General features: G+C 56.2%; 12 protein-coding genes. 6 read left to right on the forward strand and 6 right to left on the reverse strand.

All coding sequences use genetic code 11. From position 1 onward, the window contains the following. The first annotated feature begins 209 nt into the window (after positions 1 to 209). Both EXQ56_13595 and vsr read left to right on the forward strand, forming a co-directional pair. A complete protein-coding gene (locus EXQ56_13595) occupies positions 210 to 755 on the forward strand; it encodes a hypothetical protein (protein MSO21462.1) in 546 nt (181 codons plus the stop codon). Continuing rightward, a complete protein-coding gene (gene vsr / locus EXQ56_13600) occupies positions 748 to 1299 on the forward strand; it encodes a DNA mismatch endonuclease Vsr (protein MSO21463.1) in 552 nt (183 codons plus the stop codon). The genes EXQ56_13595 and vsr overlap by 8 nt, the downstream gene beginning before the upstream one ends. Here vsr and EXQ56_13605 read toward each other — a convergent pair. Beyond that, positions 1229 to 1756, reverse strand: a complete 528-nt coding sequence (locus tag EXQ56_13605) for a hypothetical protein (GenBank protein ID MSO21464.1) — start codon at positions 1754 to 1756, stop codon at positions 1229 to 1231. The two genes, vsr and EXQ56_13605, sit on opposite strands and share 71 nt — an antisense overlap. Positions 1757 to 1908: 152 nt before the next feature. Here EXQ56_13605 and EXQ56_13610 point away from each other — a divergent pair, with 152 nt between their 5' ends. Beyond that, positions 1909 to 3342 carry an NADP-dependent isocitrate dehydrogenase gene (locus EXQ56_13610; GenBank protein MSO21465.1) on the forward strand — a complete coding sequence of 478 codons (1434 nt, stop codon included), beginning with the start codon at positions 1909 to 1911 and terminating at the stop codon, positions 3340 to 3342. A gap of 185 nt (positions 3343 to 3527) precedes the next feature. Further along, positions 3528 to 4454 (forward strand): malate dehydrogenase, encoded by a 927-nt coding sequence (mdh, locus tag EXQ56_13615; GenBank protein ID MSO21466.1) that lies wholly within the window; start codon positions 3528 to 3530, stop codon positions 4452 to 4454. An 839-nt stretch (positions 4455 to 5293) separates the two neighbouring features. Here the strand turns inward: mdh and EXQ56_13620 are convergent. The 3 genes from EXQ56_13620 to EXQ56_13630 are packed head-to-tail and all read right to left on the reverse strand — an operon-like array spanning position 5294 to position 7276. After that, a complete protein-coding gene (locus tag EXQ56_13620; GenBank protein ID MSO21467.1) occupies positions 5294 to 5908 on the reverse strand; it encodes a hypothetical protein in 615 nt (204 codons plus the stop codon). A gap of 38 nt (positions 5909 to 5946) precedes the next feature. Beyond that, positions 5947 to 6489, reverse strand: a complete 543-nt coding sequence (gene ruvC / locus EXQ56_13625) for a crossover junction endodeoxyribonuclease RuvC (protein ID MSO21468.1) — start codon at positions 6487 to 6489, stop codon at positions 5947 to 5949. 34 nt (positions 6490 to 6523) lie between these two features. Next, entirely contained in the window at positions 6524 to 7276 is a 753-nt protein-coding gene (locus tag EXQ56_13630; GenBank protein ID MSO21469.1) for a YebC/PmpR family DNA-binding transcriptional regulator, read from the reverse strand. Between the two features lie 404 nt (positions 7277 to 7680). Here EXQ56_13630 and EXQ56_13635 point away from each other — a divergent pair, with 404 nt between their 5' ends. After that, the gene (locus tag EXQ56_13635; protein MSO21470.1) at positions 7681 to 10986 is read left to right on the forward strand and encodes a hypothetical protein; all 3306 of its coding nucleotides are present in this window, start codon (positions 7681 to 7683) and stop codon (positions 10984 to 10986) included. A 68-nt stretch (positions 10987 to 11054) separates the two neighbouring features. Here the strand turns inward: EXQ56_13635 and EXQ56_13640 are convergent, their stop codons facing one another. Beyond that, positions 11055 to 11540: a zinc-ribbon domain-containing protein gene (locus EXQ56_13640; GenBank protein ID MSO21471.1), complete on the reverse strand. Its 486-nt coding sequence runs from the start codon at positions 11538 to 11540 to the stop codon at positions 11055 to 11057. Between the two features lie 217 nt (positions 11541 to 11757). Here EXQ56_13640 and EXQ56_13645 point away from each other — a divergent pair, with 217 nt between their 5' ends. Next, on the forward strand, positions 11758 to 12036 hold the full coding sequence (locus EXQ56_13645; GenBank protein ID MSO21472.1) for a hypothetical protein: 279 nt from the start codon (positions 11758 to 11760) through the stop codon (positions 12034 to 12036). Between the two features lie 29 nt (positions 12037 to 12065). Here the strand turns inward: EXQ56_13645 and serC are convergent, their stop codons facing one another. After that, a complete protein-coding gene (serC, locus tag EXQ56_13650; GenBank protein MSO21473.1) occupies positions 12066 to 13208 on the reverse strand; it encodes a 3-phosphoserine/phosphohydroxythreonine transaminase in 1143 nt (380 codons plus the stop codon). Positions 13209 to 13376 lie beyond the last annotated feature (168 nt).

Below are 13376 nucleotides of genomic sequence, written 5' to 3' on the forward strand. Positions count from 1 at the left end.
GTCTTCCCGCTGGCCACCGCCACTTCAACCTGCCGCAACACCGTTACGATCTGCTCTGGTTTGTACCTCTGCATCGGCATATTCAAATACCTCCCTCATGAGATTCTCTCTCACTTCGGCTGGTATCGAAATCGCCGGGCAGGTCACAGATTCTTGCCGATTGTTCGCCCGGCATCAGAAGGAAATCAGCAGATATTCGTCTGCTCCGGATGGTCGAGGCCGAGTACCAGTTGTTCCGGCTAGTCGAACGACAAATCGTACACGGTGACGTTGTGAGAAATTTTAAGGACGTCGACGACTTTCTTAAAACGGCTGCACGGATTATGAATCGAAGGAAGTCCCGCGCCGGGAGATCTCTCGAAAATCATGTCGAGTACTTGTTGAAAGAGTCTGAAGTTCCGCACAGTATGCGGCCAAAGATCGATGGCAAGCCCGATATTGTAATTCCGGGGAAGGCCCAATACGACGATCCAAATTTTCCTGCCGAGCGTCTCATTGTCGTGGGTGTTAAAACAACATGCAAAGACCGTTGGCGGCAAGTCCTGAACGAAGGTAGGCGAGTCCCTCATAAGCACATACTAACTACCCAAAGGGGCATTTCAACGAGCCAGCTACGTGAAATGAACGAGGCAAAAGTCACACTCGTTGTTCCAAGCCCTCTACAGAAAGAGTATCCCCGTGATCGTCCTGTACCGATGCTTAGCGTCGAGGAATTCATCGTTGCTGCCAGAAAGAGCGTAACGGTAGATGGTTGACGTGCTATCACCCTCGCAGCGGGCTCGAAACATGGCTGCGATAAAGGGACGAGATACGCAACCTGAAATTCTCGTCCGTAAAATAGTCCATTCTTTGGGGTACCGATACCGCCTTTCCCCGCGCAATTTACCAGGGAAACCCGATATCGTTTTGGCTAAACACCGGAAAGTGATCCTCATCCACAGATGTTTTTGGCACGTGCACAGTTGCAGATATGGTCAGGTACGACCGAAAACCAATGAAGGATTTTGGGAAACCAAACGAACGGGGAATGTCGCGAGAGACCGAAAAACTGAACGAATGCTTAAGAAAGCGGGCTGGAAAGTATTGACAATATGGGAGTGTGAGACCAAGATTTCAGTAAAGTTGAAAACTAAATTGATTCGATTCCTTGTGAAAACCGGGGAGAGACGGGACGTTTCCTTGAATCACGGCGCTGCTGCACCGGCCGCTTTCGTTCCTGCGCGTATTTCTAACGGGACAATTCCTTTTGACCGTCTCGGATCAGCGCGACGCACATCCATAGGCCGATGGCTAGCTTGAGTAGTTCGAGCGACGAGTAGATGCCGTGCAATCGTCCGAAGGTGGCGCGCACGGGGGCGTTGGCGGTGGGCAGGACGTAGTCCAGCTCGCGGCCCACGTCGACAATCTGGGGAGTCAGGTACAAGACCATCAATGTGGAGATGGCGACCATGATTCCCAGGCCGATCTTCAGTTTCTTCCCGCCAAGTTTCGCGGCTATTCCCAAAAGCGCAAAGCCCAGGCCTATTCCAATCCATCCCCAAGCCGAAAAGTAATAGCGGTTCAATTCCGAGGAAAGGTAGCGGAGGGTCATGCGCGCTTCGCCGTTGGGAAGCTTGTCGACGGCAACGGCAAACGCAGTGTTTGTAGGGGTGTCGAGCATGTGGTCGATCATGAAGAAATTTTCGGCGGCCACCCAGGCGACCACCGTGGTGCCCGCCAGCCATGCTCCCAGAAGCAAACTTGCCGTGATTCGCATAAGGATCAGGTTAGTGGTTAATTACCGCCGCCGCAAATTATTTTTGCATTACCCGCAAAAACGGTGTACGTTTGAGAGTTGTGTTTGGTTGCCGCTCCAGCACCTCTTGCGGTCCTTCGGACAGACATAATGCACGGCCAAAATTCAAAATCATGTCAGCGGCACATTGCCCCAGGGAGAGTATACAGTTGACACCAATCAAGGATTCTTATAACGGGAATCCAATCCCCAAAAACTTTACGGCGATCGATCTCAAGGACGGCAAGTTCATTGTGCCGGATCGTCCAGTTCTCACCTATGTGGAGGGCGACGGGATCGGGCGTGATATCTGGAAGGCTTCCCAGCGCGTGTTTGACGCGGCGGTGAAGAAGTCATCGAACGGCAAACGCGAAGTGGGCTGGTACGAAGTTTTCGCCGGAGAAAAGTCGAAAGCGAAATTTAACGAATGGCTCGCGCCGGAGACAGTGGAGGCCATCAAGGAGTTTCGCGTGGGCATCAAGGGACCGCTGACGACGCCGGTGGGCGGCGGCATCCGCAGCTTGAACGTCGGTCTGCGCCACCTGCTCAATCTTTATGCCTGTGTGCGCCCGGTGAAGTTTGTCGCAGGCGTACCCTCGCCCGTGAAGTATCCGGAGCGGATGAACATTGTGATTTTCCGTGAAAATACCGAGGATGTTTACTCGGGCATTGAGTGGCAATCGGGTACGCCGGATGCGGCCAAGGTGATCAACTTTCTGAACAACGAAATGGGCAATAAGATTCGCCTCGACTCCGGCGTGGGCATCAAGCCGATCTCTCCGTTCGGCAGCAAGAACCTCATTCGCCGCGCAATCCAGTTTGCGCTGGAGCACAAGCGCCGCGTTGTGACGCTTGTGCATAAAGGTAACATCATGAAGTTCACCGAAGGCGCGTTTCGCGATTGGGGCTATGAGTTGACGCGCGATGAGTTCCGCGCCGATTGCGTCATCGAGCGCGAGAGCTGGATTCTGGACAACAAGGACAAGAACCCCAACCTGACCATCGAGCAGAATGCCGCGCTGGTGGAGCCGGGCCTCGAGTATGCGCCCGAATCGTTCCGCCAGGAAGTCTATGCGGAAGTGAAGAGCACGCTGGATTCGATCGGCGCGACGCACGGCAACGGCCAGTGGAAGAAGAAGCTGATGATCAATGACCGCATCGCTGATTCAATTTTCCAGCAGGTGGTTACGCGCGCTGATGAATACGACATTCTGGCTTGCCCAAATCTAAACGGCGATTACCTTTCCGATGCTTGCGCGGCGCAGGTAGGCGGATTGGGAATGGCTCCCGGCGCGAACATCGGTGATGAGTACGCGTTCTTCGAGGCGACGCACGGGACGGCTCCGAAATACGCGGACAAGGACGTGATCAATCCGGCCAGCGTGATGCTGTCGGGCTGCATGATGTTTGATTTCATCGGGTGGAAGGAAGTCAGCACGATGATCGAGAGCGCCATCGCCAAGACGATTCAGCAGAAGAAGGTCACCTATGACCTGCATCGCCTGATGGAAGGCGCGACCAAGCTGAAGACCAGCGAGTTCGCAACAGCCATCATCGAGAACATGTAAATTGCGAATTGTCATTCCGCGGAGCGCAGCGACGAAGAATCTGCTTTTGGCTCCGAAGTCTCGAAAAGCAGATTCCACGCTACGCTCGGAATGACAAGCATTTGGTAATAAGGCAGGCTCAGGGGAGAGGGTTCGTTCCCGCCGCCGGCACTTTTAGGAATTGGAATTTTCAATAGGAGGAAATGATGCGCAAGAAAGTTACCGTAGTCGGCTCGGGCAATGTGGGCGCCACCACCGCGCTGCGCTTGGCTCATGCCGAACTCTGCGATGTGGTGATGACCGATATTGTGGAGGGAATTCCCCAGGGCAAGGCCCTGGACATGTTGCAGGCGGGGCCGATTACCGGCTCCGATTCGCGCATTACCGGGACCAATGATTACAAGGAAACAGCCAACTCCGACGTGGTCGTGGTTACGGCGGGCTTTCCGCGCCAGCCGGGCATGAGCCGCGACGACCTGCTGATGAAGAACTACGAAGTCATCAAGGCCACCACCGAGAAGATCATTGAGTATTCTCCCAACACCATTATTGTCATGGTCACCAATCCGCTCGATGCCATGTGCCAGGCCGCGCTGCGGGTCAGCAAGTTTCCCAAGCATCGCGTGATCGGCATGGCCGGAGTGCTGGACTCGGCGCGCTTCCGGACGTTTATCGCCGAAGCCCTTAATGTGTCGGTGGAAAATGTGCAGGGCTTTGTGCTGGGTGGCCATGGCGATGAAATGGTTCCAGTCGTCAGCTACTCGAGTGTCGCGGGAATTCCGCTCACCGATCTGATGGATGCGGCCACGCTGGAAGCCATCGTGAAGCGCACGCGCGGCGGCGGTGGCGAGATCGTGAAATACCTCAAGACCGGCAGCGCATTCTACGCGCCATCGGCGGCGGTGGTGGAAATGGTGGAAGCGATTCTGAAGGACAAGAAGAAGATTCTGCCGTGCGCCGCTTATCTGGAAGGCGAGTACGGCATCAATGGATTGTATGTTGGCGTGCCTTGCAAGCTGGGCGAAAAGGGCATCGAGAAAATCTATGAAGTGAAGCTGACTCCGACGGAAACGGAATTGCTCAAGAAGAGCGCCGAGGCCGTCCGCGAACTGGTCAACGTCATTAAGTGCTAGTTCGTGGGTAATTGGTTCGCCGGTAAATCAGCAATGCACAAGGGCAGATGAGCGGTCACCAGCCCTTCTTGCTTGCCCCTTATCTTATAGAAAATAAGTTTGTTGTGCGATTGGGACACCGGGCTATTGATATGAAAAGTTAGTTCAGTTAGGCTTTGATTAGGTTAACCATAAGATTGCGGGTGAAATCCCCGTTCGTAGTCAACGCAGCCGCCTTCGGGCGGCTGCGTTGTTTTATTTTGTGAATAGTTGCCCCCCATCAAGCCAAGATTTGATCTATTGTTTGCGGACTGGCAGACAGGAGTGAAGTAATAGTTTTCCCTCAGAGGCATTTACTGCAACGACTGTAAACGGGTATTGCGAACATTCAAACTGCTTAATGAAAACCCTGTCCCCGTTTTCAACTTCTTGCTCCGAACGACCCAATCAGGATTCCTGATGCACTCTAGGAAAGAGAGTAGGCGTTTCGCTCGCCTGCTCTCGTGTGAAAATTCCCCAAATCCATCTGTAGTTCCAGTTATTCTTGCCCATTCGGTTGGGAAATAGAGCCTCTGCTGATCGGGGCCGAAGAGTTTTACAACATGCACAAAATGGTGTTCGTAGCAGTGTATGTGGCAACCACAAGCAGAAACGATTGGGCTCGGATTAACAAAATTATTCATGTAGCGATCGAATAAATCTGCCAGGGATTGATAATCAAGAATCAGGTGTTTGCTGGGCACCGAAATATACTAAACCATTCCGTTTAGCTTTCAACAAACAGCATGGCCTGAGCAGGAAATTATCTGATCTACTCGCGTATTGCCGGTCACTCTCAATGGCGGTTCTGGCGCGCGTCTCTACTGCGAGCCGCTCAGGCGCGCAATGATCTGCGTGGCGCGGTCGTGGGCTACGTTGACCAGGCTCTTATTGGCAAGGACTTTGTTGAGCGCGGGCAACAGCAGCCTGGGTTCAAGCAGTCGCCCTTGATTCAAGTCCATCTCCGCTTGCAGCAGCTCTTTTACAATCCCGAGGCGGTCAAACCGCAGCAGGTAATCAATGCGGTCGATGTGTTGCTGCGTGGTGGAGAGCTTCTCGAACCAGCCAGCCAGTTCCAGGGCCTCGGGCAGCTCGGTGTGATTGTAAGAAACCTCATTGCGTTCCGAGCCATTTTCATACCGCAGGGTTTTCTTTCCCATCTGAGCGACTTTCTTTCCTGATTCAAGTTGCGGTCCGGAAAACCAGCCGAGCGTTTCGGCAAGCGAGAAGGCGTGTTGGGCCACTTCGGGTGAAATGCTCAATTCGGTAGGGTCTTCGGTGGGGGCGGCGCGATACTCAGCGCGAAAATTACCCCGCTCAACTTCACGAAGCGTGATCGAGTAATACGCTGGAACGCTCCCGGTAAATTCTTTCACAAAGGTGAGAGAAGGGGAGTTCGCTGGGGTGCCGGTCTGAGCGCGCAGAATGCTAATCAACAGCAAGCAGGCTAGTGGGGATAGAATGCGGCGCCGGGTCATGATGGGATCGTCGCCGATCGTTGCGGATGAATGGATGCGGGGCGCGCAATGCGCTCCATGGTCAGCGAGTGGTGGGCGTGGCACAGCGCCACAGCCAAGGCGTCGGCCGCATCCTCGGCTGGAACTTCCGACAGGCGCAGCATCAGCTTCACCATCTGCTGGACTTGCGCTTTTTCAGCCCGTCCGTAGCCGACCACGGCGGACTTGACTTGCAGTGGAGAATATTCGTGAACGACCAGATCGGAATCGGCAGCCGCCAGTAACGCCACGCCGCGCACATGTCCAAGTTGCAGCGCGCTGCGGGAATTTACGGAGTGGAAGATTCCTTCGATAGCGACTACTTGCGGTGAATGGTTCTCGATTTGAATGCGCAATCCGACGCTAATTTGGCGCAGCCGCAGCGCGAAGGAGTCTTTCGGTCGAGTGCGAATCACGCCATACGCGACGACGACGCTGGCTCGGCCATCGCTGTCGATTACGCCGAAGCCGGTGGCGTTCGATCCGCAGTCGATTCCGAGTACCCGTGTCGCGCTCAGCATCGGACGCCTCATTGATGTAGGGGAAACGAAGCTGCTAACCGCCGCTGACTTTTTCCAGTTCGGCGGCGTCAATATCAAAATTCGAGTAGCTGTTCTGGACGTCTTCCTGATCTTCCAGGGCTTCCATGAACTTGATCATCTGCTCGGCGGGTTTGCCTTCGAGCTTAACTGTGGTGCTGGGGACCATGGTGACCTGAGAGCTGGCTACTTCCACTCCCGCAGCCTTCAGCGCGTTCGTTACTGCCTCCACGGCATCAGGAGGCGTTAGTACTTCCCAGGTGTCGCCCTCATCGCTTAAATCTTCAGCGCCGGCGTCGAGGATAATCCCCATGATCTGATCCTCGGTGGTGCCCTTCTTGGGAATCAGCACGGAGCCACGCTTCGAGAACATCCATCCCACGCAACCCGTTTCGCCGAGATTCCCGCCATGCTTGCTGAACATGTGACGGATATCCGAGACGGTGCGGTTCTTGTTGTCCGTGGCAACTTCCACCACCATGGCTACTCCATGTGGTCCGTAGCCCTCGTAGGTGAATTCTTCAATGACCAGTCCGGGAAGTTCTCCCGTTCCGCGTTGAATGCCGCGCTTGATATTGTCCTGCGGCATGTTCTCGGCTTTGGCGGCCAGAAGGGCCGTGCGCAGCCGTGGATTGGCCGCCGGATCGCCACCGCCATTGCGCGCCGCAATGGTGATTTCCTTGACTAGTCTTGTGAAAATGCGTCCGCGCTTGGCATCGGTGGCGCCTTTCTTATGCTTGATTGTGGCCCATTTGGAATGGCCTGACATGATTGCGTCTCTCCTGTTATGGGGCTTTCATCCCGATGGGAATGGGCCCATTGGACCGCCGCCGCCGGAACTCATCGATTGAAAAATACAGTCTAACATTGCGAAGCATCGGAGACAAGCCGCCCGCTCCAGAACCGCTTGACAACATGGCTGATTTGTCCGAGCATGGGGAAGGTCTAGTCGTCCGAGATGGCGGATTCATTAGTTTGGAATGATTTGCGCATTACGCTAGGTGAAGTCGCGCGGATTAATGGGCGCGCATAATTATATGTAATGTTGAAGTTGTGTTCACGCGGCAAAGAAGTTTTCTGGGCCGCAAGTTAAGACTTTGATCGGACACAGGTTTTTCCTGGCGACAACGCCAGAAGAGTTTCACGGGGCAGAATCGTTTACAGGGAGAAATCATGACAAATCAACTACGTAAGCTGAGTGGCTGGCTGCTCGCCGCAATCTTTGCGGTCTCGACCAGCATGGCGCAGTTGCCCACGGCAACAATTTCAGGCACGGTCAAGGACGCCTCCGGCGCCACGATTCCTGGCGCTACGGTTACGGTCATCAGCACCGAGACCGGCCAGACGCGCACCGCGCCGGCCGGCAATGACGGATCATTCCGTTTTCCTGCATTGTCGGTAGGCACCTATGACATTCGCGCCGAACAGACCGGTTTCCAGAGCAAAATCCAGCAGGGCCTGCGCATCGCCGTCGGCGACGAAGCGGTGCTGAGCATCTCGCTGGAAGTCGGCTCGGTAACCGAGTCAGTGAGCGTAACGGCTGAGGCGCCGATCGTCAATACGACGTCCGGATCGCTGGGTAATCTGGTGAGCGCGGAAACCATCGCCAACCTGCCGCTCGACGGACGTAATTTCAATGATCTAACTTTGCTGCAGCCGGGCGTTGCGGAAAACCGCGGCACCAGCACCGGCGGCACGCTGAACGGCGCGCAGTTTTCGAGCAACGGCGCTCCGACGCGCTCCAATCTGTTTACCATTGACGGCACGGTGATGAACGACCTGCATAACTCCGGCGCCTCCAGCTCGAATGAGAACTCGCTCGGCGTGGAAGGCATCCGTGAGTATAAGGTTGTTACCAACTCATTCAGCGCGGAGTACGGCCTGACCATGGGCAGCCAGGTGACCATTGTTACCAAGAGCGGCACAAACCAGTGGCACGGATCGGCGCTCGAATTCCTGCGCAACAGCGCGCTGGATGCCCGCAACTGGCCTGATCGCCAGTTGAAGCCAACCGACCCGCGCAATCCGGCCTTCCGCCGCAACAACTTCGGCGGCTCCATCGGCGGCCCGATCAAGCAGGACAAAACCTTCTTCTTTACCACCTATGAAGGTCTGCGCCAGGCGCGCGGCATTACCGATGTGTATGGAGTGCCTACGGAAGAGGCGAAATCCCAGGGCATCCTGCGCAATCAGGCCGGCGTGGTTACCCAAACCGTGGCCATTGCTCCGTCGGTGGTGCCGTATCTGGCATTCTGGCCCACGGCCAACGGCCCATCAACAGGCGCGGGCATTGCTGAATACAGCCGGGCGATTACTGACGTGCAGAAGGAGGAATACGGCCAGTCGCGCCTTGACCATAACCTCTCGTCTTCCGATTCTTTCTTTGGGCGCTATACGATCAACGATTCAAATGACCAACGGCCGGGCATGTTGGAACAAGTGTTCGCTGAATTTCCCACCCGCAATCAGTACCTTACCCTCTCGGACAATCATATCTTCAGTCCATCATTGCTGGGGACTTTCCGGGCGTCGTTCAGCCGGACGCACTCGACGGCCCTCTCGACCATTGATCTGCCTGCCAACCTGGCCTTTCAGCCCGGCAAGCCCATGGGCCCGTTGGGCATCACCAGTGTTTCCAGTTATAGCGGCCCCCCCGGAACCACGCCGGTCGAGCTGAACCAGCGCATCTTCAGCTATAGCGGCGATATGTTCCTGACCAAGGGATCCCATGCGTTGAAGTTCGGCACGCTGATCAACTCCTACCGCCAGCACATGTACAATGACGGCGGCAACAATCCACGCGGGTCATGGACCTTCCCCAGCCTGGCTGCTTTCCTGACGGCTGCCCCGACCCAGTTCGCGGTCCTGACGCCGGGTTCGACATCGGTACGAACCTATGCCTTTAAGACATTTGGTTTCTACTTGCAGGATGATTACCGCATGACCCCCACGCTGACGTTTAACCTGGGACTACGCTATGAGTTCACCAATCAGCCGAATGAAATTCGCGGCAAGAATGCAGCCTTTGTTGATCTGACCCGCGATACCACCGTTACCATCGGCGCGCCGGCGATCCTGAATCCCAGCAAGAAGAACATCAGCCCGCGCTTTGGTTTTGCCTGGGACGTGCAAGGCAACGGCATGACTTCAGTGCGCGGCGGCTTCGGCCTGCTCTATGACGTTGGAGTCTTCGGAACCGCTCTGTTCGTAGGTTCCTCCGGTACGCCGCCCCTCGCCTCCATTTCGACAGTTCTTGCCAATCAAGGCCTGGTGTTCGGGCCGTTCCCGGTTATTCCGGCTGGTCTTGCGGGCAGGGAGCTTCGCACTGTGGACCACCATCTCCAACAGCCGCATCTGCTCTCCTACAACCTGACCATTGAGCGGCAGATGCCGGGCAGTGTCGGATTGACCGTGGCGTATGCGGGTTCACGCGGCATCAATCTGATGCAAACCAAGGAAGGCAATCCTACCTACCCGACCGGCGAGTATGTCAACGGAACTTGTGTCGCCCGGACGGCCTCCTCTCCCGCTTTTGATCCCGCCGCGGCGAACAAATGCTGGACCGCCGCCACTACGCGCGCCAATCGCGTGAACCCCAATTGGGACACCACGGAGTTCAAGACCGCTGGCGCAAACTCCTGGTATGGTTCATTGCAGACCACCTTCCAGAAGCGTTTTTCGCGCGGCATGCAGTTCCAGAGTTCCTACACCTGGGGCCACGCGCTGGATGATACGCAGAGTCAGTTGGGCGTGGACAACAGCCTGACCAGCAATAATTTTGGCGATGATCCGTTCAATCGCAAGCATGACAAGGGCTCTTCCGGATTCGACCAACGCCACGGCTATCGTGTCAGCGGCATCTACCAGCTTCCCATCAAGGCGAGCGGCATGGCGGGCAAGCTGGCCAATGGCTGGACGGTGAGCAGTTCGCTCACCTGGAGCAGCGGTTTCCCGTTTGATGCCACAACGGCCACCCAGCGCTCACGCTCGCAGACCGGCGGCGCCAATGGCGGGATGAAGCGCGCCTTCCTCGTTCCCGGCACCAATCACGCCGACATCACCCGCGGAACTTCAGCGGGATGCAATATCGTCAATACCGCCGGAGTGGTGCAGGCCGTCATTCCCGCCGGCGCCAAGCTGGGTACGCCGGACCTGTTCTTCAATCCCTGCGCTTACACCAGTGCATCGGATGGGAACCCGGTTTCCACGCAGGGCTTGCTGGGCACCGCGGGCCGGGCCATCATCTTTGGGCCGAATTTCAGCGTGATCAATCTTTCCTTCGTGAAGGACAACACCATTCCGATGTTGGGTGAAAGCGGCAAGCTACAGTTTCGCGCGGAGGTATTCAACCTGCCGAACCACCCAAGCTTTGGCATTCCATCTCGCACCGTGGATTCCGGCGCGGTTGCCACCCGTCAGATCACTTCCACCTTCAGCAAGTCGCGCGAAGTGCAGTTCGCGCTCAAGCTGATCTTCTAACGCAACACCATTCAAGCAAAAAGGGCAGCCCGTTCAGGGCTGCCCTTTTTGTTGGATACTTGGGTTACTTACTTGGCGAAGTTTTCCGCGATGTTACCGACAATGGGCAATTTTAATTTCTGGCCCTGGAAGGCTTTTACCATGCAAATGATCCAGGAAACCAGAATGACGAGAGAGAGCACGCCGTACACCAGAAACGATACAATGCCAAACAGGAACCCGCCCGACAGGGCGCTCGCAAAAGCGCCCATGACGCCGCCAAAAATTAGAACGAGTTGAATGGCATGGAAGCCGCCAAAAGTAACCAGCGACTGCATGGCGTGGAAGCGCACGAAGGGCCGCTTGTCAATCAGCAATAAAATCAAGCCCGTAACCCAGCCTAGAACGTAGCAAAGCAATCCGGCCACGTTCTCTTCAAGTCCCGAACCGGCAGATGATGAGGCGGCAGGAGAGTCAGTCCTCGGCGCACCGGTTGTGCCCGACGGCGCCCCGCACTTGGGGCAAAACGATACATCCGTTCCAACTTCGGTTCCGCAACCTGAACAAAACGGCATGGAATTCTCCTCTCAAACTATTTTTGCAACATGCACGGCAGACAGATCAGCCACTGATAGGACTAGTGGCGAACCGAGCGAATTATCCACCCTAGCCCTTGCAGTGTCAAGAAAAGATACACGACGGATTCTCTTACAGTCTGTGCCAGGCCAATATCCGCAGGATTTTCGAGGTAGACTTATGAGATTCAGTCGAGAATGCGTGGGAGGAAGAACAATGGCAAGACTATCCGTGGGGGCGATGGCAACGGCCTGCGGCCTGGTGTGGGGTTTCTATGGAATGATGGGCACCGGCGTGCTGAACTTGATCTGGCCGTCCTATGGCGAACATTTCCTGCAAACCATGAGTTCGGTCTATCCCGGCTATCACGCCACGCGGGCGCTGGGCGATGTGCTGATCGCCACCGCCTACGGAATTGCCGATGGCGGCGCGGCAGGGTGCCTCCTCGCGGTGGTCTATAACTTCTTTGTGCCGGATGTTTCGAAAGAAAAGTGAATGACACACTGCGGAATGGCGAGGAGCTACTAGCCGTTCTTGCGCTCGAATTCCTTCATGAATGACGCCAGCGCCTGCGCGCCGGCCAGAGGCATGGCGTTGTACATGGAGGCGCGGATGCCGCCAATCGTGCGGTAGCCTGTCAGCGCGTAGAGGCCCTGCTGGTTGGCTTCCTTCACGAACTTGGCGGTCAACTCCTCGCTAGGCAGTCCTGCTCCGGGTGTTAACCTGAACGTCGCGTTCATGTGCGAGCGGTGCGCCGGTTGCACCACGCCGGTGTAAAACTTCGAGGCGTCAATCACGTCGTACACGGCCTTGATCTTTTCATTGTTGCGGAGCTCAATCGCGGCGAGTCCGCCTTCTTTCTTGATCCACTCCATCACCAGCTTGGCCACGTAAATATTGAACGTGCTCGGCGTGTTCAGCATGGAATTCTTCTCGGCCAGCGTCGCGTAGTTGAGCAGCGGCGGCGTGATCTTCTGTGCCTTGCCGCACAGATCTTTGCGGATGATGACAATCGCCGTGCCGGAGGGCCCCAGATTCTTCTGCAGGCCCGCGAAGACCACGCCGAAGTTTGTGTAGTCCACCACGCGTGAGAGAATCTCCGAAGTCGAGTCGCCCACCAGGGGAACCTCATGCGAACCCTGGCCGCGCACGTCGGGGCCGGGGAACTTTTTCCAGCATGTTCCGCTGGTGGTGTTGTTGGTGGTGATGTGCAGATAGGCCGCGTCGGGATCCACCATGTTGCGGGTGATGGCCGGCACGTGGCTGAAGCCATCCTGCTTGCCGCTGGCGATGACCTTGACCTCGCCGTACGCCGCCGCGTCGTTGATGGCCTCCGACGAAAACGTGTCCGTCTCGACGTAGAGCGCCTTCTTGCGCTCGCCGCCCAGCAGGTTCATGGGCACGGCGGAGAACTGCATGCGCCCGCCGCCATGCACGAACAGCACATGGTAGTTTTCCGACAGCCCGGTCAACTCGCGGAACAGCGCGATGGCCTGCTCGACCACTCCGTCAAACTCCTTCGAGCGATGACTGATCTCGATGATGGAAGCGCCCAGCCCCGAGAAGTTCAGAAACTCCTCGCGGATTTGCAGCATCACGGGCTCGGGCAGCATGGCCGGCCCGGCGCTGAAGTTATACACACGATCATGGGGCAGCGGTCTGGTCATTGAATTCTCTCCAAATTATTTCGTAGCGCAAATTGTTTGGTCGATGGTGAATTTAATCAGAGCCCCGACCGCCAGGGAGGGGGCACGTTTGCGAACCGAGGCTGCCCATCAAGGTGCCCCCTCCCTGGCGGTCGGGGCTCTGATCCGCGCGAAAAAAAGAAAACCCCC

It is taken from the genome of Acidobacteriota bacterium (assembly GCA_009691245.1).
GTDB lineage: Bacteria > Acidobacteriota > Terriglobia > 2-12-FULL-54-10 > 2-12-FULL-54-10 > SHUM01.

Excerpts from the sequence above, each read along its gene's own strand:
- EXQ56_13595 (MSO21462.1), top strand. The coding sequence starts at position 210 with ATGGTCGAGGCCGAGTACCAGTTGTTCCGGCTAGTCGAACGACAAATC.
- vsr (MSO21463.1), top strand. The coding sequence starts at position 748 with ATGGTTGACGTGCTATCACCCTCGCAGCGGGCTCGAAACATGGCTGCG.
- EXQ56_13605 (MSO21464.1), bottom strand. The coding sequence starts at position 1,756 with ATGCGAATCACGGCAAGTTTGCTTCTGGGAGCATGGCTGGCGGGCACC.
- EXQ56_13610 (MSO21465.1), top strand. The coding sequence starts at position 1,909 with ATGTCAGCGGCACATTGCCCCAGGGAGAGTATACAGTTGACACCAATC.
- mdh (MSO21466.1), top strand. The coding sequence starts at position 3,528 with ATGCGCAAGAAAGTTACCGTAGTCGGCTCGGGCAATGTGGGCGCCACC.
- ruvC (MSO21468.1), bottom strand. The coding sequence starts at position 6,489 with ATGCTGAGCGCGACACGGGTACTCGGAATCGACTGCGGATCGAACGCC.
- EXQ56_13630 (MSO21469.1), bottom strand. The coding sequence starts at position 7,276 with ATGTCAGGCCATTCCAAATGGGCCACAATCAAGCATAAGAAAGGCGCC.
- EXQ56_13635 (MSO21470.1), top strand. The coding sequence starts at position 7,681 with ATGACAAATCAACTACGTAAGCTGAGTGGCTGGCTGCTCGCCGCAATC.
- EXQ56_13640 (MSO21471.1), bottom strand. The coding sequence starts at position 11,540 with ATGCCGTTTTGTTCAGGTTGCGGAACCGAAGTTGGAACGGATGTATCG.
- EXQ56_13645 (MSO21472.1), top strand. The coding sequence starts at position 11,758 with ATGGCAAGACTATCCGTGGGGGCGATGGCAACGGCCTGCGGCCTGGTG.
- serC (MSO21473.1), bottom strand. The coding sequence starts at position 13,208 with ATGACCAGACCGCTGCCCCATGATCGTGTGTATAACTTCAGCGCCGGG.